The organism is Mycolicibacterium hippocampi (assembly GCF_010723735.1).
GTDB lineage: Bacteria > Actinomycetota > Actinomycetes > Mycobacteriales > Mycobacteriaceae > Mycobacterium > Mycobacterium hippocampi.
The window spans coordinates 5,850,969-5,872,727 of record NZ_BLLB01000002.1 but is presented as its reverse complement, the minus strand read 5'-3'; the positions used below and the strand labels follow the sequence as shown (position 1 = coordinate 5,872,727).

The 21,759-nt window shown below is 67.5% G+C and carries 21 protein-coding genes; 13 read left to right on the top strand and 8 right to left on the bottom strand.

Going from position 1 to position 21,759, the window contains the following annotated elements:
- Nucleotides 1–51 precede the first annotated feature (51 nt).
- Genes G6N53_RS29255 through G6N53_RS29240 form a run of 4 tightly spaced genes read left to right on the top strand, consistent with a single transcriptional unit; the run spans nt 52 to nt 3,766 of the window.
- A complete protein-coding gene (locus G6N53_RS29255) occupies nt 52–1,008 on the top strand; it encodes a metal ABC transporter solute-binding protein, Zn/Mn family (protein ID WP_163896441.1) in 957 nt (318 codons plus the stop codon).
- Nucleotides 995–1,777 carry a metal ABC transporter ATP-binding protein gene (locus tag G6N53_RS29250; RefSeq protein ID WP_163895149.1) on the top strand — a complete coding sequence of 261 codons (783 nt, stop codon included), beginning with the start codon at nt 995–997 and terminating at the stop codon, nt 1,775–1,777. The genes G6N53_RS29255 and G6N53_RS29250 overlap by 14 nt, the downstream gene beginning before the upstream one ends.
- The gene (locus tag G6N53_RS29245) at nt 1,777–2,721 is read left to right on the top strand and encodes a metal ABC transporter permease (RefSeq protein WP_163895147.1); all 945 of its coding nucleotides are present in this window, start codon (nt 1,777–1,779) and stop codon (nt 2,719–2,721) included. Before G6N53_RS29250 ends, G6N53_RS29245 begins: the two co-directional genes overlap by 1 nt.
- On the top strand, nt 2,666–3,766 hold the full coding sequence (locus G6N53_RS29240) for an Rv3575c family transcriptional regulator (RefSeq protein WP_163895145.1): 1,101 nt from the start codon (nt 2,666–2,668) through the stop codon (nt 3,764–3,766). The genes G6N53_RS29245 and G6N53_RS29240 overlap by 56 nt, the downstream gene beginning before the upstream one ends.
- Here the strand turns inward: G6N53_RS29240 and G6N53_RS29235 are convergent.
- The 3 genes from G6N53_RS29235 to kstR are packed head-to-tail and all read right to left on the bottom strand — an operon-like array spanning nt 3,749 to nt 5,890.
- Complete coding sequence (locus tag G6N53_RS29235; protein ID WP_163895143.1) at nt 3,749–4,384, bottom strand: class I SAM-dependent methyltransferase; 636 nt, start codon at nt 4,382–4,384, stop codon at nt 3,749–3,751. The genes G6N53_RS29240 and G6N53_RS29235 overlap by 18 nt on opposite strands.
- A gap of 24 nt (nt 4,385–4,408) precedes the next feature.
- On the bottom strand, nt 4,409–5,188 hold the full coding sequence (gene otsB / locus G6N53_RS29230; protein WP_163895141.1) for a trehalose-phosphatase: 780 nt from the start codon (nt 5,186–5,188) through the stop codon (nt 4,409–4,411).
- 3 nt (nt 5,189–5,191) lie between these two features.
- A complete protein-coding gene (kstR, locus tag G6N53_RS29225; protein ID WP_163895138.1) occupies nt 5,192–5,890 on the bottom strand; it encodes a cholesterol catabolism transcriptional regulator KstR in 699 nt (232 codons plus the stop codon).
- Nucleotides 5,891–6,086: 196 nt separating this feature from the next.
- Between kstR and G6N53_RS29220 the strand changes: the two genes are divergently transcribed.
- Entirely contained in the window at nt 6,087–8,270 is a 2,184-nt protein-coding gene (locus G6N53_RS29220) for an acyl-CoA dehydrogenase family protein (RefSeq protein ID WP_163895136.1), read from the top strand.
- 6 nt (nt 8,271–8,276) lie between these two features.
- Here the strand turns inward: G6N53_RS29220 and G6N53_RS29215 are convergent, their stop codons facing one another.
- Together G6N53_RS29215 and G6N53_RS29210 are read right to left on the bottom strand one after the other, a co-directional pair.
- Complete coding sequence (locus tag G6N53_RS29215) at nt 8,277–8,795, bottom strand: hypothetical protein (RefSeq protein WP_163896440.1); 519 nt, start codon at nt 8,793–8,795, stop codon at nt 8,277–8,279.
- A 76-nt stretch (nt 8,796–8,871) separates the two neighbouring features.
- Nucleotides 8,872–9,930: a ferredoxin--NADP reductase gene (locus G6N53_RS29210; RefSeq protein WP_163895134.1), complete on the bottom strand. Its 1,059-nt coding sequence runs from the start codon at nt 9,928–9,930 to the stop codon at nt 8,872–8,874.
- 178 nt (nt 9,931–10,108) lie between these two features.
- Between G6N53_RS29210 and hsaA the strand changes: the two genes are divergently transcribed.
- The 4 genes from hsaA to hsaB are packed head-to-tail and all read left to right on the top strand — an operon-like array spanning nt 10,109 to nt 13,728.
- Nucleotides 10,109–11,293 (top strand): 3-hydroxy-9,10-secoandrosta-1,3,5(10)-triene-9,17-dione monooxygenase oxygenase subunit, encoded by a 1,185-nt coding sequence (gene hsaA, locus G6N53_RS29205; protein ID WP_163895132.1) that lies wholly within the window; start codon nt 10,109–10,111, stop codon nt 11,291–11,293.
- Nucleotides 11,294–11,305: 12 nt separating this feature from the next.
- Nucleotides 11,306–12,193 (top strand): 4,5:9,10-diseco-3-hydroxy-5,9,17-trioxoandrosta-1(10),2-diene-4-oate hydrolase, encoded by an 888-nt coding sequence (gene hsaD / locus G6N53_RS29200; RefSeq protein ID WP_163895129.1) that lies wholly within the window; start codon nt 11,306–11,308, stop codon nt 12,191–12,193.
- Nucleotides 12,194–12,224: 31 nt separating this feature from the next.
- Nucleotides 12,225–13,127 (top strand): iron-dependent extradiol dioxygenase HsaC, encoded by a 903-nt coding sequence (hsaC, locus tag G6N53_RS29195; RefSeq protein ID WP_163895127.1) that lies wholly within the window; start codon nt 12,225–12,227, stop codon nt 13,125–13,127.
- A gap of 34 nt (nt 13,128–13,161) precedes the next feature.
- Nucleotides 13,162–13,728, top strand: a complete 567-nt coding sequence (gene hsaB, locus G6N53_RS29190; RefSeq protein ID WP_163895125.1) for a 3-hydroxy-9,10-secoandrosta-1,3,5(10)-triene-9,17-dione monooxygenase reductase subunit — start codon at nt 13,162–13,164, stop codon at nt 13,726–13,728.
- Here the strand turns inward: hsaB and G6N53_RS29185 are convergent.
- On the bottom strand, nt 13,723–14,490 hold the full coding sequence (locus tag G6N53_RS29185) for an alpha/beta fold hydrolase (protein WP_163895123.1): 768 nt from the start codon (nt 14,488–14,490) through the stop codon (nt 13,723–13,725). The two genes, hsaB and G6N53_RS29185, sit on opposite strands and share 6 nt — an antisense overlap.
- Nucleotides 14,491–14,562: 72 nt before the next feature.
- Here G6N53_RS29185 and G6N53_RS29180 point away from each other — a divergent pair, with 72 nt between their 5' ends.
- Nucleotides 14,563–15,402, top strand: coding sequence for an SDR family oxidoreductase (locus G6N53_RS29180; RefSeq protein ID WP_163896439.1), 840 nt, complete (start codon nt 14,563–14,565; stop codon nt 15,400–15,402).
- On the opposite strand, the gene G6N53_RS29175 is transcribed toward G6N53_RS29180, so the two are convergent.
- A complete protein-coding gene (locus G6N53_RS29175) occupies nt 15,343–16,359 on the bottom strand; it encodes a LysR family transcriptional regulator (protein WP_237166675.1) in 1,017 nt (338 codons plus the stop codon). The two genes, G6N53_RS29180 and G6N53_RS29175, sit on opposite strands and share 60 nt — an antisense overlap.
- 68 nt (nt 16,360–16,427) lie before the next feature.
- On the opposite strand from G6N53_RS29175, the gene G6N53_RS29170 reads away from it, so the two are divergent.
- The 3 genes from G6N53_RS29170 to G6N53_RS29160 are packed head-to-tail and all read left to right on the top strand — an operon-like array spanning nt 16,428 to nt 20,468.
- Nucleotides 16,428–17,798 carry an MFS transporter gene (locus tag G6N53_RS29170; RefSeq protein ID WP_163895119.1) on the top strand — a complete coding sequence of 457 codons (1,371 nt, stop codon included), beginning with the start codon at nt 16,428–16,430 and terminating at the stop codon, nt 17,796–17,798.
- Nucleotides 17,795–18,541, top strand: a complete 747-nt coding sequence (locus tag G6N53_RS29165) for a 3-hydroxybutyrate dehydrogenase (RefSeq protein ID WP_163895117.1) — start codon at nt 17,795–17,797, stop codon at nt 18,539–18,541. Before G6N53_RS29170 ends, G6N53_RS29165 begins: the two co-directional genes overlap by 4 nt.
- 34 nt (nt 18,542–18,575) lie before the next feature.
- A complete protein-coding gene (locus tag G6N53_RS29160; RefSeq protein WP_163896438.1) occupies nt 18,576–20,468 on the top strand; it encodes an acetoacetate--CoA ligase in 1,893 nt (630 codons plus the stop codon).
- Here the strand turns inward: G6N53_RS29160 and G6N53_RS29155 are convergent.
- On the bottom strand, nt 20,449–21,732 hold the full coding sequence (locus G6N53_RS29155; RefSeq protein ID WP_163895115.1) for a DUF222 domain-containing protein: 1,284 nt from the start codon (nt 21,730–21,732) through the stop codon (nt 20,449–20,451). The genes G6N53_RS29160 and G6N53_RS29155 overlap by 20 nt on opposite strands.
- Nucleotides 21,733–21,759: the final 27 nt, after the last annotated feature.

Genomic DNA, 21,759 nt, shown 5'->3' with positions numbered 1-21,759 from the left:
CGGGTGATCTCCTCGTTGTCCCCGAAACTGCGTCTGCTCACGGCCTCACTCATGCTGGCTGCGCCCTTCGCGCTGTCAGCCTGCGGATCCAGCGAAGAGCCCGCCGAATCGGGTGAGACCACCACAGCGGCGGGCGGCGAGTGCCCGGCAACGCCCGTCGACGTCGTTGTCAGCGTCGATCAGTGGGGCGACATCGTCTCGCAGCTCGGTGGAGCGTGCGCGAACGTGACGACGGTGCTGGCCGGCTCGTCGGTGGATCCTCACGATTACGAGCCAGCACCTTCCGATGCAGCGCTTTTCGACGGAGCCCAACTCGTCGTGATCAACGGCGGCCACTACGACGAGTGGGCGGCCAAGGTGGCCGCCACGTCCGCGCCCGACGCCCCGGTCGTCAATGCCGTCGAGCTCAGCGGTGCACACGAGGGCGAGGCCGGCCACGGCCACGAAGGCGAGGCCGGCCACGATCACGAAGGCGAAGCCAACCCGCACGTTTGGTACAACCCGTCGGCGGTGGCCGAAGTCGCCGAAGCGGTGACCGCGGAACTCGGCCAGCTGGCGCCTGACGCCGAGGCGTACTTCCGGGAGCGTCACACGGCTTTCGAGAACGTGATGACCCCGTACAACGACACCGTCGCAGCCATCAAGGCCGGTTCTGGCGGGAAGAGTTTCGCGGCCACCGAGAGCGTCTTCGACGACATGGGCGCGGCCGTGGGGCTGCAGAACCGGACACCCGAGGGCTATCAGCTGGCGTCCTCGAATGAGGCTGAGCCGGCTCCCGCCGACCTCGACGCGTTCCTGCGACTTCTCGGTGATCGTGGGGTCGACGTGCTGATCTACAACACCCAGACCGAAGGGTCGGTGCCCGAGCAGCTCCGGGCAGCGGCCGAGCAGGCGGGAGTGCCGGTGGTCGAGGTCACCGAGACGGTGCCGCCCAACACCGAGTCCTTCCAGACCTGGCAGGTCGCCCAATTGGACTCCCTCGCAGAGGCGCTCGGTGTCCCTGTATGAGTCCGGGGCCGAACCTGCGCTGACGTTCGACGACGTCACCGTGGTTCGCGGTGGGCGGACGATCTGGTCGGACTCGACGTTGCAGGTCGACGTCGGCCGCTTCGTCGCCGTCATCGGGTCGAACGGCGCCGGTAAGACGACGTTGCTCAATGTGATCCTCGGGCTGGTCCCCGTCGCCAAGGGAACGGTACGGGTCTACGGCGAGCGACCCGGTGTGCTGAACAACGAGATCGGTTACGTTCCACAGCATTACGATGCCAACGCGAGTGAGGCGATACGCGGCAGGGATGCGGTGCTCCTCGGGTTGACGGGGCGGCATTGGGGATTCGCCCGGCCCAGCGCCGCCGATCGCCGGCGGGTCGACGAGGCGTTGGGCTGGGTCGATGCCACCGACCTCGCGGATCGCCGACTCTCGGAACTCTCCGGCGGTCAGCGCCAGCGGATCGCATTGGCCGGCGCGCTGGTCGCGCGCCCGAGGATGCTGATCCTCGACGAGCCGCTGGCGTCACTGGATTTGCGCAATCAGCACGAGATCGTGGTGCTCCTGGGCCGTCTCAAGCGCGAACTGGGGGTGACCGTCCTCGTGGTGGCACACGACCTGAATCCGTTGCTGACGATCCTGGACAGCGCGATCTACCTGTTGGACGGCCACGCTCACCACGCCGCCATCGACCAGGTGGTCGATGGCGAGCTCCTCACCCACATGTACGGCACGCCGATCAAGGTCGCGCATACCCTGCAGGGGGATCTCTACATGCGGAGTGTGTGATGACGCAGACCATCGTGGCGATGGGCTATCAGGACAACTGGGTACAGATTCTGGGCTCGTCCTTCATGCGCAACGCATGGCTGGGCGGCACCATCGTGGCGCTGGCGGCAGGGCTGATGGGCTACTTCATCGTCGTGCGCAACTCGTCGTTCGCCGCGCACGCGCTGGCGCACATCGGTCTGCCGGGGGCCACCGGCGCCGTGCTGCTCGGCTTGCCCGCAGCGGTCGGGCTGGGAGTGTTCTGCGTCGGCGGTGCGCTGGTGATCGGCGCTCTGGGGAAGCGGGCCACCGACCGCGACGTCGCCACCGGTACGGTGCTCGCCTTCGCGACCGGTCTGGGGCTGTTCTTCAATTCGTTGGCCACCCGCAACTCGTCGACCTTGACGAACGTGTTGTTCGGAAATCTTTTGGCGATCACCACCGACCAGTTGTTGGGATTCCTCGGACTATTGGTGGTGTTGGCCGCAAGCATCGCCTTCATCTACCGGCCGTTGTTGTTCACATCGGTCAACAGCCAGGTCGCCGAGGCCAAAGGTGTTCCGGTACGCGGATTGTCGATCGCCTTCATGGTGCTGCTGGGAATCACCATCACGATGGCGGTCCAAGCGGTGGGCACATTGCTGCTGTTCGCCCTCGTCGTCACACCCGCCGCCACGGCGCTGATCGTGACGGCCCGCCCGATTCGTGCGATGGCGGTGTCGGCGGCCATCGGGTTGGTCTCGGTGTGGCTGGGCCTGACCGCGTCGGCGATGTTCAACCTGCCGCCGAGCTTTGTGATCGTGACGATCGCGTGTGGCATCTGGCTCGTGGTCTGGGCGGGCAGCCGGGTGCCGCGCCGGAGGGCGCGGTCCTCTGCACAATCCCGCGTGTCCACTAACGTCAACGTGCATGTCCAGGAGTCCGGCGCCGCGGCGGCGCGCGACCCTGGCCTCCCTGGCCGCTGAGCTCAAGGTCTCGCGCACCACCGTCTCCAATGCCTACAACCGGCCCGATCAGTTGTCGGCCGAGTTGCGCGATCGGGTGTTGTCCACCGCCAAGCGGCTCGGCTATCCGGGGCCGGATCCGGTGGCACGGTCGCTGCGCACCCGCAGGGCCGGCGCAGTGGGGCTGGTGATCACCGAGCCGCTGAACTACTCGTTCAGCGACCCGGCGGCGCTGGATTTTGTTGCGGGCCTGGCCGAATCCTGCGAGGCGGTCGGCCAGGGCCTGCTACTGGTCGCGGTCGGCCCGAACCGTAGCGTCTCCGAGGGCTCGGCGGCGGTGCTGTCCGCCGGGGTCGACGGCTTCGTCGTGTACTCGGCCTCCGACGACGACCCCTATCTGCCCGCGGTGCTGCAGCGACAGCTGCCCGTCGTCGTGGTCGACCAGCCCAAGGACGTCCCCGGCGCCTCCCGGGTGGGCATCGACGACCGCGCCGGGATGCGCGGACTGGCCGAACATGTCATCGAGCTCGGCCACCGCGAGATCGGACTGCTGACGATGCGGTTGGGCCGCGACTGGCCCCACGGCGGGCCGGGTCCGGCGCTGGCCGATCCCGAGCGGGTTCGGACGCCGCATTTCCACGTCCAGAGTGAACGCATCCGGGGCGTCTTCGACGCGATGTCCGCGGCCGGGCTGGATCCGGAGTCGTTGACAGTGGTCGAGAGCTATGAGCACCTGATCACCTCGGGTGGCGCCGGCGCCGAGGTCGCGCTGGAGGCCAACCCGCGGATCACGGCGCTGATCTGTACGGCCGACGTGCTTGCGCTGTCCGCGATGGACCATCTGCGCGCCCGCGGGATCTACGTGCCCGGCCAGATGACGGTGACCGGTTTCGACGGCGTGCCCGACGCACTTCAGCGCGGCCTGACGACGGTCGTGCAGCCCGGCGTCGAAAAGGGGCGCCGTGCAGGCGAGCTGCTGCACAACCCGCCGAGATCGGGGCTGCCCGTGATCGAGGTGCTCGAGACCGAGCTGATCCGCGGTCGGACGTCAGGTCCGCCTGCGTAGCGCCCGCACCACGTCGTCGTGGGTGTGTTGACCGTCCAGCCCGGCGGGTTGGTCGCGCGGCCGCCGTCTTTCGACATCGACGTCCCAGTCGTCGCCGAGCAACTCGACGACGTCGTCGTGGCTGAGATAGTCGGCTGGGTCGAAGCCGTAGGATTTGGCCTTTTCCACATCGACATCGGCGTGGTGCACGACCAGCAGCGTGCCGCCGGGCGCCACGGCCGCCAGCAGCGCCCTCTGGGCGTCGCGTCCCGGTGAATGCCGCAGGGCCGGATAGTGCGCTGTCACCAGGTCGAAACCGGCACCGGGGAGTTCGGCGTCCTCGAGGCGGGCGCACACCCACTCCACATTGACACCGGCTCGCTGACCCCTGGCTCGAGCGCGTTCCAGCGCCACTCGGGACACGTCCAGCGCGGTCACCTCCCAGCCCTGGCCGGCGAGCCAGACGGCGTCGGCGCCTACGCCGCAGCCGATTTCGAGCGCCCGTCCTGTTGCGAGCTCGCGCGCCACGCCCATCAACACGGCACTGGGAACGCCGTCGGGAATCTCTGTCGCGAGTGCGGTGTACCGCTCATCCCATTCGGTCGCAAGCGCGTTCACGGCGTCCGGAGAGTCTGTCATGCAGACAAGCTTGGACCGAACTCGTCAGAACGCCAAGGGAGATTGCTGATCTGACAAACGACGCCGGGTGTCGACCAGGTGCCGCAGCGCCGTCGCGACGTCCTCGGGTGAGCCGATACGGAACCGGGCCAACGTCTCTCCCGGCCCGACCTTCACCCCGACGTCGGCGTCGCGGAGCCGCCGGAACGCCTTCTCATCGGTGACGTCGTCGCCGAAGAACACCACAGCCGTCGCGTCATACTGGTCGCGCAGGATGTCGATCGCCTCGCCTTTGTCGGTGGAGATCACGGCGAACTCCAGCACCGCTTTGCCCGCGGTCGCGTGCGCCTCCCAGCCCTCGGACGCCGCGCGCGCCTCACGCAGTGCAGCGTCGCCGTCGGATTCGGAGGCGTTGCGGACGTGCAGCGCGACGCTGGCCGGCTTCGTCTCGACCGTCACGCCGGGTCTGCCCGACGCGATCGAGGTCAACGCGTCGGTGATCTGCTGCAACAGGTCCTGGTCGATGTCGTGGGAGAACCCCGAGTCGAACTCCGCGCCGTGGCTGCCGACCAGTTGCACCGTCGGCGGCATCGACGACAACGTCCGTAGGTCGCGCAGCGCCCGTCCGGAGATCAGCGCGGCGGCGGTCGCGGGCAGTTCGGCGAGTTCGATGAGGGCCTGGCCGGCGTGCGGGAGCGGCCGGGCGTCAGACGGGTTGTTGACGATCGGCGACAGGGTCCCGTCGAAGTCGGAGGTGACCAGCAGCCGCGCAGCCGACGCCGCTTCGTCGAGGGCGGTCGCCACGTCGGGCGGGAGGTCGCTCACCCGCTAGATCTTAGGCTGGTCGCCGTCTCCGATGAGTAGCCGCACGGCGAGGTCCAGTCGCTTGCTGACGTCGGTGGCCGACGCTCGCCGTGTCAGCCAGGCCAGCAGGTTGGACAGCCACACGTCCGAGATCACCCGGGCGATGTGGTACTGGTCCTCGGTGGGCTCACCGTCGCTCATGGCACGCGCGAACATCGAGTCCATCAGCTTGCCGACGTGGTCGACCTCGCCGGCTGCGGAGGCGTCGGCGAAGACGAATGCCCGCGTCATGGCCTCGGTGAGCAGCGGGTTGCGCTGCATCGCCCGGTTGAGCTTGCCGACCATGATGTTCAGCCGCTGGTAGGCGGTGACGCCCGCGGACAGCGCCGCCCGGTCGGTCTTGGCGTCGATACGCTCGAACTCCCGGCCCAGCGCGGACACCAGCAGATGGACCTTCGACGGGAAGTACCGGTACAGGGTGCCGACGGCGACGTCAGCGCGTTCGGCCACGGCCCGCATCTGGACGGCTTCGTAGCCACCCTTGGACGCGATCGCCAAGGTGGCGTCCAGGATGCGCTTTCGGCGCTCGCGCTGTGCTTCGGATCCCAGCTCGGACTCCGCCAGCACCGCCACGTTCAGCACCTGGCGCGGTCGGGAGTCGGATCCGGCGGCACGGGCAGGCGGCGGCGAGGCGCCGGCTGACAACTCAGACGTCCCAGACATGCGACGAGCGTCTCCTTCGTGATGCGGTCTCGCGGAAAACGATACGCATACCGGCCCCCAACTTCTCACCTCAGTGCCATGTAGACACCGTCCTGCCTGCTGCGATGGCGGTCGACTTGACGGTCGAACGCTGGCACTATTAGAACACGTTCTAGTGGGAAGCACCGTCTTCTCCCCCAAACGCTTAGGAGTCCCGGTGTCGGCTGGATCTTTGAAGAACTCGGCGGCCATCTCCGATGAGCAGTCGGACGCCCGCGAGCTGGTGCGGAGCTGGGCGGCAGGATCGGCCGTCGTGGACGCAGCGCGGGACGTCGAACAAGGCGATCCGGGTGCGTGGCGGGCGCCTTACAGTGCCCTCGCGCAGCTGGGGATCTTCGGGGTGGCGCTGCCGGAGGAGCACGGCGGCGCCGACGGCACCGTCGCGGACCTCTGCGCGATGGTCGACGAGGCGGCCGCGGCCATGGTGCCCGGCCCGGTGGCCACCACTGCGCTGGCCACGTTGGTCCTGGACGGCGCGCACGCCGGTCTGCTCGAGGCCCTGGCCTGTGGTGAGCGCACCGCCGGGGTGGCGTTGACGGCCGAGTTGTCCTACGCCGGCGGGCGGGTCTCGGGAACGGCGCCGCATGTGCTCGGTGCCGGCGAGGACGCTGCCGGCGGGGTGCTGCTGCTGCCTGCGGGTGAGCGCTGGCTGCTCGTCGACGCCGGGGCCGACGGGGTGACGGTGGAGCCGCTGAAAGCCACTGACTTCTCTCGGCCGCTGGCGCGGGTGGTGCTCGACGACGCGGTTGCCGAGGAGCTCGAGGTGTCCGGGCAGCGAGTCGTCGATCTGGCGGCGACGGTGCTGGCAGCCGAGGCGGCGGGTCTGGCACGGTGGCTGCTGGAGACCGCGACCGACTACGCCAAGGTGCGGGAGCAGTTCGGCAAGCCGATCGGAAGCTTTCAGGCGATCAAGCACATGTGCGCGGAGATGCTGCTGCGCTCCGAACAGGCCTCGGTAGCCGCCGCCGACGCGGCGCGCGCTGCCGGTGAAGACGACGGTGCCGGTGAAAACGACGCTGCCGGCGAAAACGACGAGCAACTCTCCATCGCGGCGGCGCTGGCGGCCTCGGTCGGCATCGAGGCCGCCAAGGCCAACGCCAAGGACTGCATCCAGGTACTGGGCGGCATCGGGATCACCTGGGAGCACGATGCGCACCTGTATCTACGGCGCGCCTACGGCATCGCCCAGTTCCTGGGTGGACGGTCGCGCTGGCTCCGGCGGGTCGCGGCGTTGACCCAGCAGGGGGTGCGCCGGGAACTGCACATCGACCTGGCGTCGGTGTCCGACCTGCGGCCCGAGATCGCGTCGGCGGTAGCCGAAGTCGTGGCAGTCACCGAGGAGAAGCGACAGGTCGTGTTGGCCGAGACCGGTCTGCTCGCACCCCACTGGCCGCGACCCTACGGGCGGGCGGCGGGTCCGGCCGAGCAGTTGCTGATCGACCAGGAGCTGGCGGCAGCCGGGATCGTCCGGCCCGACCTGGTGATCGGCTGGTGGGCGGTGCCGACGATTCTCGAACACGGCAGCCCCGAGCAGGTCGAGCAGTTCGTTCCCGCGACGTTGCGCGGAGACCTGCAGTGGTGCCAGCTGTTCAGTGAGCCAGGTGCGGGATCGGATTTGGCGGCGCTGCGGACCAAAGCCGTCCGCGCTGATTCCGGCTGGAAGCTCACCGGCCAGAAGGTGTGGACCTCTGCTGCGCAGACCGCGCACTGGGGCGTCTGCCTGGCCCGCACCAACCCCGATGCTCCCAAGCACAAGGGCATCACCTATTTCCTGGTCGACATGAAGTCGCCGGGCATCGTGATCCGGCCACTGCGTGAGATCACCGGCGACGAGCTGTTCAACGAGGTGTTCTTCGACGACGTTTTCGTGCCCGACGAGATGGTGGTCGGCGAGGTCGACAACGGCTGGCGGTTGGCGCGCACCACGCTGGCCAACGAGCGCGTTGCGATGGCCCAGGGCACCGCGTTGGGGAACCCGATGGAAGAGCTGCTGCGGGTCGTCCGGGAAGATCCAGCGCTCGAAGCCGATGGTGCGCAACAGGATCGGCTCGGTGCGTTGCTCGTCACCGCGCAGATGGGGTCGTTGCTCGACCAGCGCATCGCGCAGCTCGCCGTAGGTGGTGGAGATCCTGGGCCGCAGGCGAGCGCACGCAAGCTCATCGGTGTGCGGTACCGCCAGGCGCTCGCCGAGTTCCGGATGGACCTGGCCGACGGGGCCGGTGCGGTGGAGAACAGCCAGGTGCACGACTTCCTCAACACCCGCTGCCTGACCATCGCAGGCGGCACCGAGCAGATCCTGCTGACGATGGCGGGGGAGCGGTTGCTGGGCCTGCCGCGCTGACGGTGTCTAGTCGAAAGTGGTCTGCGAGCAGGCGTCCGGGGTGGTGAGGTTCACGCCGGCGTACACCACCTGGATGTGTGAGCACACGATGTAGTCCGCGTCGAGCTTCGGCTGGCCGGTCGACCAGTCGGTGGGCCAGGTGTTGCCCTGGAGTCGGTACTTCTCCACCGGTCCGCTACCGAAGTAGATCGTGGTGAACTCGACCGGGCCGATCGACTTGAACATCCGGGTGTTCTCTGCCTGGAAGGCGGTGTCGAGATAGACGCTGCGGTCCATCGATCGCAGCGTGGTGGTCTGACGGGCCCACAGGTCGCTGGGGAATCCGATCGCGCCCGCAGGAGTGCGGAGATTGGCGCTCGCGGTGAAGAAGCACTGGTTCACGGCCCGCACGCAGTCCGCTGTGGTGTGCACTTCGATCGAGGTCGCGGGATCGACGGGGATCGACGCGTCGGCGGTGTCCACCGCGGCGTGTGCCCCGGCCGCGGGCGCGAACAACGCCAGCACGACCGAGGTCGCCGCGGCCATCGAAATCCTGGCGAACGCGGACTTCTGGGCAAATCGTTTCACGTGTGCCTCCCGTGGCGGAATGGTAGTCCGCGGCTCATTCGTCGTAGGTGACTTCAACCGAATCGGAGCGCGGGTGCGCCTGGCAGGCCAGGATCAGGCCCTCGTCGAGATCCTGCTGTTCGAGGACATCGTTGACCTCCATCTCGACGTCGCCGGACTTGGTCAGCACCGCGCATGCGCCACAGTGACCTTCGCGGCAGGAGAACGGCGCGTCCAGTCCCTTGGCGAGCAGCACGTCCAGCAGCTTCGCGCTCCGCGGCCAGGACACCTCGTGGGTGTCTCCGTCGAGCGTCACGGTTGCCGTCGCGGGACCTTCGTCGCTGTCGTCCTCCTCGACCACCACCGCAGCGAACGGGTCGGACTCCAAGGACTTGAACACCTCGATGTGGATGCGCTCGGCCTGGACACCCGCCGACTTCAGCGCCTCCTCGGCTGCGGCCATGAAGGGTCCGGGGCCACAGATGAACGCCTCACGTGCGGTGTACGGGGCGACCAGGCCGGACAGGTCGGTGGCGCTGGGCAGCCCCTGCACCGACTCCAGCCAGTGGACTGCGTTGAGCCGATCCGGGTATTTGGCGGCCAGTTCGCGCAGTGCGGTGGCGAAGATGACGGAATTCTCGTCGCGATTGGCGTAGACCAGCGTCACCTTGCCGCTGCCCTCGGTGAGCGCGGACTTCAGGATCGCCATCATCGGGGTGATGCCGCTGCCGGCGGCGAGCAGCAGGAAATCGGTGTCGAGGTCGTCGGGAACGAAGGTGCCCGACGGTGCCAGCACGTGCATCTTCATGCCCGGTGCAGCGTGGTCGCACAACCAGTTTGACGCATAGCCGTCGGCGGTGCGCTTGACCGTCACGGTCAACGGGTCGCCGCTGAAGGGTGAGCTGCACAGCGAATAGCACCGGGCCACCGAACCCGTTCGGTCGCTGGGCACCCGCAGCGTCAGGAACTGGCCAGGGGCGTAATGGAGTTTGTCGGCCGGAATCCCCGGGTCGTCGGGGACCTTGAACACCAGCGACCGGGCGTCGGCGGTCTCGTCGACGACGTCGGCCACCTCCAGCTCGAGCACGTGGCTGCCGAGCGGCTCATCCGTCACTGCTGTGCCCTCCTCGCTTCGATAACTAGAACAGGTTACAGAAATGCATGTCCGCAGGTCCAGCCGCCACAGCAATGCGCTGCTCGACACAAATCGTAACGTGTTCTAATCTTTCCGTAAGCGATCTGCTCTTCGTGCAAGCGCTCATCGCCAAGCCCTAGCTCCCGGGAGGCAATCCGTGACGTCCATTCAACAGCGTGACGTGCAGGCGGTTCTAGCCGGCATCGACGATCTACTGCCGCTGATCGCCAAGCGTGCCCAGTCCGCCGAAGAGCTGCGCCGCCTCCCCGATGAGACGGTCAACGAACTCGACGAGGTCGGCTTCTTCAAGCTGCTCCAGCCCGAGCAGTGGGGCGGTCTGCAGTGTGACCCCACCGTCTTCTACGAGGCCGTGCGGCGCATCGCCAGCGCGTGCGGTTCCACCGGGTGGGTGTCGTCCATCATCGGTGTGCACAACTGGCACCTGGCCCTGTTCGACCAGCAGGCACAGGACGAGGTGTGGGGCAGTGACCCCACGGTGCGTGTGTCGTCCTCGTACGCGCCGATGGGCGCCGGCACCGTCGTCGACGGCGGCTACCTGGTCAGCGGCGCGTGGCAGTGGTCCTCGGGCTGTGACCACGCGACATGGGCGTTCCTCGGCGGCCCGGTCATCAAGGACGGCAAGCCGGTCGACTTCGGCAGCTTCCTGATCCCCCGCAGTGAGTACCGCATCGACGACGTCTGGCACGTCGTCGGGTTGAAGGGGACCGGCAGCAACACCGTCGTCGTCAAGGACGTGTTCGTGCCGCGGCACCGGTTCCTGTCCTACAAGGCGATGAACGACCGGACCGCCGGCGGCCTGGAGAACAACACCGCACCGGTGTACAAGATGCCTTGGGGGACGATGCATCCCACCACCATCTCGGCCCCCATCATGGGAATGGCATACGGCGCGTACGACGCCCACGTCGAACACCAGGGCAAGCGGGTGCGTGCCGCCTTCGCCGGTGAGAAATCCAAGGACGACCCGTTCGCCAAGGTGCGCATCGCCGAGGCTGCCAGCGACATCGATGCCGGCTGGCGACAGCTGATCGGCAACGTCCGCGAGGAGTACGAACTTCTCAAGGCCGATGAAGAGATTCCGTTCGAGCTGCGTGCCCGAGCCCGGCGCGACCAGGTGCGCGCCACCGCCCGCGCGATCGCGTCGATCGACCTGCTGTTCGAGAGCGCCGGCGCGACCGCGCTGCAGACCGACGCTCCCGTGCAGCGGTTCTGGCGGGATGCGCACGCCGGACGTGTGCATGCGGCGAACGAGCCGGAGCGTGCCTACCTGATCTTCGGCAACAACGAGTTCGGCCTGCCACCGCAGGACACGATGGTTTAGTCGGTCGGCCTGATGACATCCTTCGCAGCAGAAGCCGCTCAACAGCAAGAGATCACCTTCGAGTCGACCTCCCGGTACGCGCAGGTCCGCGATGACATGCGGCTGCACTACCACGAGGCCGGTGTCGGCCACCCCGAGAAGGTGGTGTTGCTGCACGGCGGCGGTCCCGGTGCTTCCAGTTGGTCGAACTTCGGCCGCAACATCGCGGTGCTGGCCCAGCACTTCCACGTGTTGGCCGTCGACCAACCCGGCTACGGTCATTCGGACAAGCACGCCGAACACGAGCAGTACAACCGCTACAGCTCGACGGCGCTGCTGAACCTGTTCGACCATCTGGGCATCGAACGCGCTGCACTGGTGGGCAACTCACTCGGCGGGGGCACCGCGGTGCGATTCGCACTGGACAACCCCAAGCGGGCCGGTCGGCTCGTGCTGATGGGCCCGGGCGGGTTGAGCGTCAACCTCTTCTCACCCGACCCGACCGAAGGCGTGAAGCTGTTGGGCCGGTTCGCGGCGGACCCGACGCGCGAGAACATCGAGAAGTTCCTGCGCATCATGGTTTTCGACCAGAGCCTGATCACTCCCGAGCTGGTCGAGGAGCGGTTCCAGATCGCCAGCACCCCGGAGTCGCTCGCCGCCACCAAGGCGATGGGTAAGTCCTTCGCAGGCGCGGATTTCGAGCTCGGCATGATGTGGCGGGACGTGTACAAGCTCCGACAGCGGGTACTGCTGATCTGGGGACGCGAGGACCGGGTCAACCCGCTCGACGGGGCGCTGGTGGCGCTCAAGCAGATTCCCCGCGTTTCGCTGCATGTGTTCGGGCAGTGCGGGCACTGGGCGCAGCTGGAGAAGTTCGACGAGTTCAACAAGCTGACCATCGATTTCCTCGGGGGCTTGTGATGAGCGCTTGCGCGAAGAACGGAGGCACCAGATGAGCATCCGATCGCTGGGATATCTACGCATCGAGACCACCGACATCGGCGCCTGGCGCGAGTACGGGCTCAAAGTGCTCGGCATGGTCGAAGGTTCCGGCAGCACCGAGGGTGCCCTTTATCTGCGCATGGACGAGTTCCCCGCCCGGCTGGTCATCGTGCCGGGCGAGCACGACCGGCTGCTCGAGTCCGGCTGGGAGACCGCGAACGCGGCCTCCCTGCAGGAGATTCGCAACCGCCTCGAGGTGGAGGGCACGCCCTACAAGGAGGCCACCGCCACCCAGTTGGCCGACCGCCGTGTCGACGAGATGATCGTCTTCGACGATCCGTCGGGCAACACGCTGGAGGTGTTCCACGGTGTCGCGCTGGAACATCGCCGCGTGGTGAGCCCGTACGGCCACAAGTTCGTCACCGAGGAGCAGGGCCTCGGACACGTGGTGCTGACCACCCGCGATGACGCGGACACACTGCACTTCTACAGGGATGTGCTCGGGTTCCATCTGCGTGACTCGATGCGGCTGCCGCCCCAGCTGGTCGGCCGGCCCGCCGACGGCGCTCCCGCCTGGTTGCGGTTCCTGGGCGTCAACCCCCGGCACCACAGTCTGGCCTTTATGCCGGGCGAGACGCCCAGCGGGATCGTGCATCTCATGGTGGAGGTGGGGAACGCCGACGACGTCGGGCTGTGTCTGGACCGGGCGCTACGCCGCAAGGTCAAGATGTCGGCGACGCTGGGCCGGCACGTCAATGACAAGATGTTGTCCTTCTACATGAAGACGCCCGGCGGCTTCGACATCGAGTTCGGTTGTGAGGGACTCGAAGTCGAGGACGACGACAAGTGGGTTGCCCGGGAGAGCACCGCAGTGTCACTGTGGGGCCATGACTTCAGCGTGGGCTTCAAGTAGCAATGACGAGCGCTTGCGCGAGGAATCATCGTCGATGAGTAATCCTCCCATCGACCCGCGCACCTTCCGCAGTGTGCTCGGCCAGTTCTGCACGGGCATCACGGTGATCACCACGGTGCACGAAGGTGTCCCCGTCGGCTTCGCCTGCCAGTCGTTCGCGGCGCTGTCCCTGGATCCGCCGCTGGTGCTGTTCTGCCCGACAAAGGTGTCGCGGTCCTGGCAGGCGATCGAGGCCAGTGGCAATTTCTGCGTCAACATCCTGCACGAGAACCAGAAGGACGTCTCGGCTCGCTTCGGCTCGCGGGAACCGGACAAGTTCGCCGGAATCGACTGGGCACCGTCGAAACTGGGCTCGCCGATCATCGAGGGCTCACTGGCCCACATCGACTGCGCGGTGAACTCGGTGCACGACGGCGGGGACCATTTTGTGGTCTTCGGTGCGGTGCACTCGCTGTCCGACGTCCCGAAGAAGAAGCCGCGGCCGCTGCTCTTCTACCAGGGCGGGTACACCGGCATCGAACCCGAGAAGAACACCCCGGCGGATTGGCGCAACGACCTCGAGGCGTTCCTGACCGCGACGACCGAAGACACCTGGCTATGACGTCGAGTGGACGAACTCGACGATCGCCGAGGCGACGTCACGATGGACGGTCTCGTTGAGGATGTCGTGCCGCCCACCGGCGAACTCGACCAGTTCCAGCGCCTCGATCTGCTCAGCGTAGGCGCGTACCGCACCGATCGGCGCGATCGGGTCGTTGACCCCGTGCACCGCGAGGGTGGGCACCGACAGCGACGGCAGGTCCAGGCCGAAGCGGTCCCACCCCCGGTCCAATTCCCTGGCCAGGGTCGCGCCGTCGGCGTCGACGAACGCCAGGGGATCATTGACCAGCGAGTCCACATAGAACGGATCCGAGGACAGCAGGCCCGGATCGAGTTCGAACGAGGTGTCGGCGTCGAGCAGTTCGGGGATCGGGACCAACGGTGCGCCGGAGATGACGGCGCCCCGATACCGGTCCTTGCGGTCCAGTAGCCGGAACAGCGTCACGATCGCGCCGAACGAATGCCCCTGCGCGAGAAGCGGAATTCCCGGGCGCTGCTGCTCGGCAAGTTCGGTCAGGGTGTCGGCCAGCGCCGAGCTGTCCTCGATGGACGCGAAGTCGCCCCGCTGTCCTGGGCTCAGTCCGTGGCCGAACTGGTCGACGGCCCACAGGTCGATGCCGGCGGCGTTCAGGGCGAATCCGTACCGGTGGTACAAGCCCGTGTGCTCGCCGAACCCGTGCAGGAAGAGGACGGCGGCTCGCGGCTCGGCGGCGGCCCAGTGCCGGTAGTACGCGCGGCCACGGTCGTGTTCGATGAAGGGCATGCCCTGACTGCACCAGGTCAGGTATGCCTGGTGCAAGCCCTGCGGTCGAGACAACATCGAAAGGTGAGAGCACTGGGTACCTATGTGGTCACCGGATCAGCATCCGGAATGGGTCTTCAGGCGGCTCAGCGGCTCCGCGCCGACGGGCACGTGGTGATCGGCGTGGATCTGAGGGACGCCGAGGTGGTGGCCGACCGGGGGCGGACCACTGCCGCAACACGCGTGCTGAAGCTCGCCGAGCGCCTCGACGGCGCGGTGCTGGCGGCGGGTATCGGTCCGACGCCGGGAGTGGACCGCGCCGGCCTGATCTATCAGGTCAACTTCTTCGGGGTGGTCGATCTGCTCAACGCCTGGCGGCCCCGGCTGGCTGTTGCGCGCAGAGCCAAGGTCGTTGTGGTGGCCAGCAACTCGACCACGACCACGCCGGCGGTGCCTCGACGGGCCGTGCGCGCCCTGTTGGCGGGCGACCCGCGCAAAGCCCAGCGTGCCGTCCGTCTTCTCGGCCCGGCCGCACCGGCGATGGCCTACGCCGCGTCCAAGATCGCCGTAGCGCGGTGGGTACGGCGACAGGCCGTCACCTCCGACTGGGCGGGCGAAGGTATCCGACTGAACGCGCTGGCGCCCGGTGCGATCCTCACCCCGCTGTTGGAGAAGCAACTGGCAACTCCGAGGGAGGCAAAGACCGTCAACGCGTTCCCGGTGCCGGTGGGTGGGTTCGGCGACCCGGGCAGCCTGGCCGACTGGATGCTGTTCATGCTGTCCGACGCCGCCGACTTCCTCTGCGGGAGTGTGATATTCGTCGACGGCGGCTCCGACGCCTACTTCCGGGCGGACGCCTGGCCGAAGGCGCTCTCAGCCTTCGCCCTGCCCCGTTATCTGTGGCGCTTCGCCACTTTCGGCCGTCGACGGTGACCCGGCCCTACACCGGCCGAGAAGCATGCCACGCTGGTCGTCCATGCGCGCGGTGATCGCGTCGATCACCGCGGCGACCTCGGGCCGCCGCAGCGTCTCGGCACGGGTGACGAGCCAGTAGGTCAGACGGATCGACACCGAATCGGTCAGCACGCGGACCAGGTCATCGTGGCGGTCGGCCATGAAGCACGGCAGCAGGCCGAGGCCGGCGGCGGCCCTGGTGGCTTCGACGTGGACGAACACATTGGTCGACGTCACCGACTCCCGCATCGCCGGTGCAAAACTCGTCGCCAGATCGAGGTCGTCGACCTGAAGCATCGAATCGATGAAGTAGACCAGCGGGTAGCGCTGCAGATCGGCGATGCTCGACGGCGCGCCGTGTTCGTCGAGATAGTCCCGGGAGCCGTACAGGCCCAGGCAGTAGTCGCCGAGTCGTAGTGCCTTGGCACGGTGCACGGTCGGTTCGCCGACCACGACCTCGACGTCCAGTCCCGAGCGCTGTTGGGTGGCGCGCCGGGTGGCGGCGACGATCTCCACCGCCACCTTGGGGTGATTGCGCTGCACCGCGGCGGCCGCGGGAGCGGCGATGTAGGCGGAGAAGCCGTCGGTCGCCGAAATCCGAACCACCCCTTCCAGCGCGCGGCGCCCTCCGGCATCGACGGCCAGCGAACGGACAGCCGACTCGACCACCTCTGCTGCTGCCAGCGCCTCGCGTCCGAGATCGGTGAGCTCCCAGCCGCCACCCACACGGGCCAGCACCCGCCCGCCCATCGCCTGTTCGAGGGCGGCGATGCGGCGACTGATCGTGGTGTGGTTGAGGCCGAGTTCATCGGCCGCCGTCGTGTACCGGCCGGTCCGCCCCACCGCCAGCAGGACCAACAGATCGTCGGGGCTTGGGCGGCGATCCAGTGACGGCATATGTGCATTTTTGCAGATGGCTGGTGCAGTTTTGGTCATTGCAGTGGGGGGTAGCTGCATGAATACTCACACAGATCTGTGGTCGGCGTCACAAAGAAGGGATTCCCATGAGCACACAACATGAGCCGGGGACCGAAGAACCACGGTCGGTGACCGCCGGCCTCAAACGCGTCGTGGTGGCCTCGATGGCGGGGACCGTCGTCGAGTGGTACGAGTTCTTTCTCTACGCCACCGCTGCCACGCTGGTGTTCAACAAGATTTTCTTCGCTCAGGGCACCAGTGAGGCCAACGCGCTGATCGCGGCGCTGCTGACCTATGCCGTCGGGTTCGTCGCGCGACCGCTGGGCGGCATCGTGTTCGGGCACTTCGGCGACAAGTACGGCCGCAAGAAGCTGCTGCAGTTCGCGATTCTGCTCGTCGGCGCCGTGACCTTCCTGATGGGCTGCCTGCCGACCTACGGGCAGATCGGCATCTGGGCACCGATACTGCTCGTCCTGTTGCGGTTCCTCCAGGGTTTCGCGGTGGGCGGCGAATGGGGTGGAGCGGTCCTGCTGGTCGCCGAGCACAGCCCGGACAAGCAACGCGCCTTCTGGGCCAGTTGGCCGCAGGCCGCGGTGCCCGTGGGCAACCTGCTCGCCACCGTGGTGCTGCTGGTGCTCACCGGTGTGCTGTCGGACGAGGCGTTCCTGTCCTGGGGTTGGCGGGTCGCGTTCTGGCTGTCTGCCGTGGTGGTGGTGATCGGCTACTACATCCGCACAAAGGTCACCGATGCGCCGATCTTCCTGGAAGCGCAGGAGGAGGTCGAACGCACAAAAGCCGTGTCCTACGGTGTGTTCGAGGTGCTCAAGCGTTACCCGCGTGGGGTTTTCACCGCTATGGGGCTGCGCTTCGCGGAGAACATCATGTACTACCTGGTCGTCACGTTCTCGATCGTCTACCTGTCGACCCACGTCGGCGCGGACACCGGCGACATCCTGTGGTACCTGTTGGCTGCGCACGCGGTGCACTTCCTGGTGATCCCGCAGGTCGGCAGACTGTCGGATCGGTACGGACGCCGGCCGGTGTACATCGTGGGCGCCATTCTCGCGGGCACCTGGGGGTTCTTCGCGTTCCCGATGATGAACACCGCGAACTACCTGCTGATCATGGCGGCCGTCATCGTCGGTCTGATGATCCATGCGCTGATGTACGCTCCGCAGCCGGCCATCATGGCGGAGATGTTCCCCACCCGGATGCGCTACTCCGGTGTCTCCCTTGGCTATCAGGTGACGTCCATCGTCGCCGGCTCGCTCGCGCCCGCCATCGCGACGTGGCTGCTCGACAGGTTCGACTCATGGCTGCCGATCGCCTTCTACCTCGCCGGTGCCGCGGCGATCACCCTGGTGGCTGCCCTGTTCAACCGGGAGACCAATGGTCTGGACCTGAAGACTCTCGACGAGGCCGACCGCGAGCAACTGGCGAAGGCCGGCGTGCTGTGAGCGAACTCAGCGGGCGCACCGCCTTGGTGACCGGCGGTGCGAGCGGCATCGGTGCGGCGTGCGCGCGCGAGTTGGCGGACCGTGGGGCGTCGGTCACGGTCGCCGACATCGACGACGTCCGAGCCAAGTCCCTGGCGCAGAAGATCGGCGGAACCGCCTGGGCGGTGGATCTTCTTGATATCGAGGCGCTGGAGGGCCTGCAGCTGAGCGTCGACATCCTGGTCAACAACGCCGGTGTGCAGAGCATCAGTGAGATCGCCGAGTTCCCACCGGAGCGGTTCCGGATGATGATGACGTTGATGGTCGAGGCGCCGTTCCTGCTGATCCGGGCGGCATTGCCGCACATGTACCGCAGCGGTTTCGGCCGCGTCATCAACATCTCATCAGTGCACGGTCTTCGCGCGTCGCCGTTCAAGGTCGCCTACGTCACCGCCAAGCACGGCCTCGAGGGGCTGTCGAAGGTGACCGCCCTGGAGGGTGGTCCGCACGGCGTTACGAGCAACTGCATCAACCCCGGCTATGTCCGCACCCCGCTGGTGACCAAGCAGATCGCCGACCAGGCCAAGACGCACGGCATCCCGGAGGACCAGGTGATCGGCGAGATCCTGCTCAAGGAGAGCGCGGTCAAACGTCTCGTCGAGCCCGAGGAGGTCGGCGCCCTGGCGGGTTGGCTGGCATCACCGGCTGCTGGCATGGTTACGGGAGCTTCGTACACGATGGACGGCGGATGGAGTGCGCGTTGACAGCGACGGCAGTGCCGCGGGCGGCGGGTCGCCCATGACGCCCCAGTGGGTTCCCACCGATCAAGATGTCGCCGACGCCCGGGTCACCGACTTCGCCCGGTTCGCCGAGCAGCGCACGGGTTCCGCGTTCCCGGACTACCACGCGCTGTGGCGCTGGTCGGTCGCGGACATCGAAGCCTTCTGGGCGACGTTGTGGGACTACTTCGAGGTCGGTGATCGTGGGGCGACGGTTCTCGGCAGCGATGACATGCCGGGTGCCCGGTGGTTCCCCGACACCCAGCTGAACTACGTCGACCAGATCGTGCGCCACACGCGCACGGACCGGCCCGCGATCATCTACGTGAACGAGGCGGGACCGGACCGCGAGGTGTCGTGGGACGAAATGCTCGGGCGCACCGCCGCATTCGCCGATGCGCTGCGTGCGGCCGGTGTCGGACCCGGCGATCGCGTCGCCGGGTACCTGCCCAACGTCCCCGAAGCGGTGATCGCATTCCTGGCCACCGCCGCCGTCGGCGCGGTCTGGAGCGCCTGCGGACAGGACTACTCGGCGAAGGCCGCCCTCGACCGGCTCGGCCAGCTCGAGCCCAAGGCGTTGGTGACCGCGGACGGATACACGTTCGGCGGCAAGTACCGGGACAAGACCGACGAGGTCGCCGCGCTGCGAGATGGGTTGCCCACTCTGGCCGCGACGTTCACCGTGGACGACCTCGCCGCGCGCAGTGACCGCCCGATCGACACCGTCGCGGTTCCGTTCGAGCACCCGCTGTGGATCCTGTTCTCGTCGGGAACCACCGGACTGCCCAAGGGGATCGTGCACGGTCACGGCGGGGTGGTGCTCGAGCACCTCAAAGCAGTTGCGCTGCAGTCCGACATCGGCGGCGAAGACACCTTCTTCTGGTTCACCAGCCCCAGCTGGATGATGTGGAACTTCCAGATCGCAGGACTGCTCGTCGGCGCCACGATCGTCTGTTATGACGGGAGTCCGTCGGCGGGCCGGCCGGACGCGCTGTGGGAGATCGCGTCCCGGGTCGGCGCGACGGTGCTCGGCACCAGCCCCGGCTACGTCCTGGGCTGCATGAAGGGTGAGGCGCAGCCGAAGAGCACCCACGACCTGTCGGCACTTCGGACGGTGGGGATCACCGGGTCGTCGCTGCCGCCGGCATCGTCTCTGTGGTTGCGAGACAACGTCGGTGACCACGTCCAGGTGGCGTCGATCAGCGGCGGCACCGATGTGGTGTCGGCGTTCATCGGCGGTGTCCGCACGGTGCCGGTCTGGCCCGGTGAGTTGTCCGCGCCGTTCCTCGGCGTCGCGTTGGACGCGTGGGACGAAGGCGGTGAGCCGGTGCGAGGAGAGGTCGGCGAACTCGTCGTCACCAAGCCGATGCCCTCGATGCCGGTCTGCTTCTGGAACGACCCCGACGGACAGCGTTACCGCGCCGCGTATTTCGAGACGTTCCCGGGGGTCTGGCGTCACGGTGACTGGATCACCATCACCGAGCACGACAGCGTCATCGTGCACGGACGCTCGGATTCCACGCTCAACCGGCACGGCATCCGGATGGGCAGCGCCGACATCTATCAGGCCGTCGAAAGCCTGCCGGAGGTGGTCGAAGCACTGGTGATCGGCGCCGAACAGCCCGACGGCGACTACTGGATGCCCTTGTTCGTGGTCCTCGCCGAAGGGGTCGAACTCGGCGATGCATTGCGTGACCGCATCAACGGCACCATCCGGTCCGAGGTGTCCCCGCGCCACGTCCCCGACGAGATCATCGTCGCCCCAGGCGTTCCGCACACCCGCACCGGCAAGAAGCTCGAGGTGCCGATCAAGAAGCTGTTCCAGGGCGGCGACCCGGCCAAGGTCGTCGAGCGCAGCGCCGTCGACGATCCGGACCTGCTCGATTGGTACGTCACGCAGCGTCGAAGGTGACGAGGTCGATGCTGAGTCGGCCTTCGACGAGGCTGAGTCGTCGCCGGCGCGGTGGTCCGGGTAGTGGTGGGGCGGTGGAGTGGTAGACCGCTGCGGTGGGGGTGCGGTATTCGGCGGTGTGGTTTCCGTCGGTGTCGGTGGTGCTGACCTGCCAGCCGGGGGCTTCTTTGGCGTAGTTGCAGGCCGCACAGTCACCGAGCCCGTTGCGCGCGTTGGTCGGGCCGCCGTCGCGGGCTGGGGTGGCGTGGTCGCAGTGCCGGATCGGGGCATCGCAGTACGGGGTCCGGCATGTCTGATCCCGCAACTGCAGAAACCGCGCCAACGCTTTGGGGAAGATCCGCGCCCGCGACTCCATCGCCACCAACTGCCCCGACTTCGGGTGGCGGTAGAGCCGCCGCAACGTGGCCTTCACGTTTTTGTCGGTGGCAGCGTCGCCGGTCAGCGCGCAGGCCAACCCGGCCGGGATCGGTCCGAACCCTTGCAGCCACGCCGGCTCGTCATCGTCGCCGGCCAGGGTGGTGTCGGCCATCACCATGTTCAACGCCACCGGCACCGGCCGGGTGGCAGACCTGCCGGTGATCCGTTCGTAGGCGGTGTCGGCCATCACCTGCCCCCGCGACCGCCCATCACAAGTGGTGTCGGCGTCGCGTTTCAGCGCGGCGTACACCGCCACCCCTTGCGCGACGGGCAGCAGGAACGTCACGTAGGTCATGGTGTCCGGGGCCGGGCGGATCCACACACTGCGGTCGGCGGCGGCTTTCGCCGCCCGCGCCACCACCGCGGCAGCGTCGAGGCGCGCGGCGATCTTCTTCGCCTCGGCCTCCACCCGACCGTTGCCCCAGCCGACCAGACGCGACGCGTCAGCGCACAGCTCGGCATCCAACGCGCGGCGATGCTCGATCGACAGGCAGGCGGATTGTTTGACGATCAGGGTGGCCCGCCACTCCGAAAGCATCCCGGATTCCAGCGCGGCCAGGGTGTGAGGCATCTCGTGCACCAACGCCTGGGCGAACCCCAGATGGCGGTTCCCGCACGCCGGAGCCTCGCGGCGGGCCAACGCCACCTCCGACGCCAACCCCTTCCCACGTTTGCGTGCCGGCACTCCAGCGGCCTGCTCAGCGGCGCGGCGTTTGGCCGCCCACAACGCCGTCACCCGCGCCTGCGCCGCAGCGGCCACGCTTTTCAGCTTCTCGAGCTGCTCGACCTGCGCCCGCAGCTCAGCCTCACCGGCCTCCGCATCCACATCGAACACCCGTTCGAACATGAACCCAGGCTAAACCACCCCACCGAC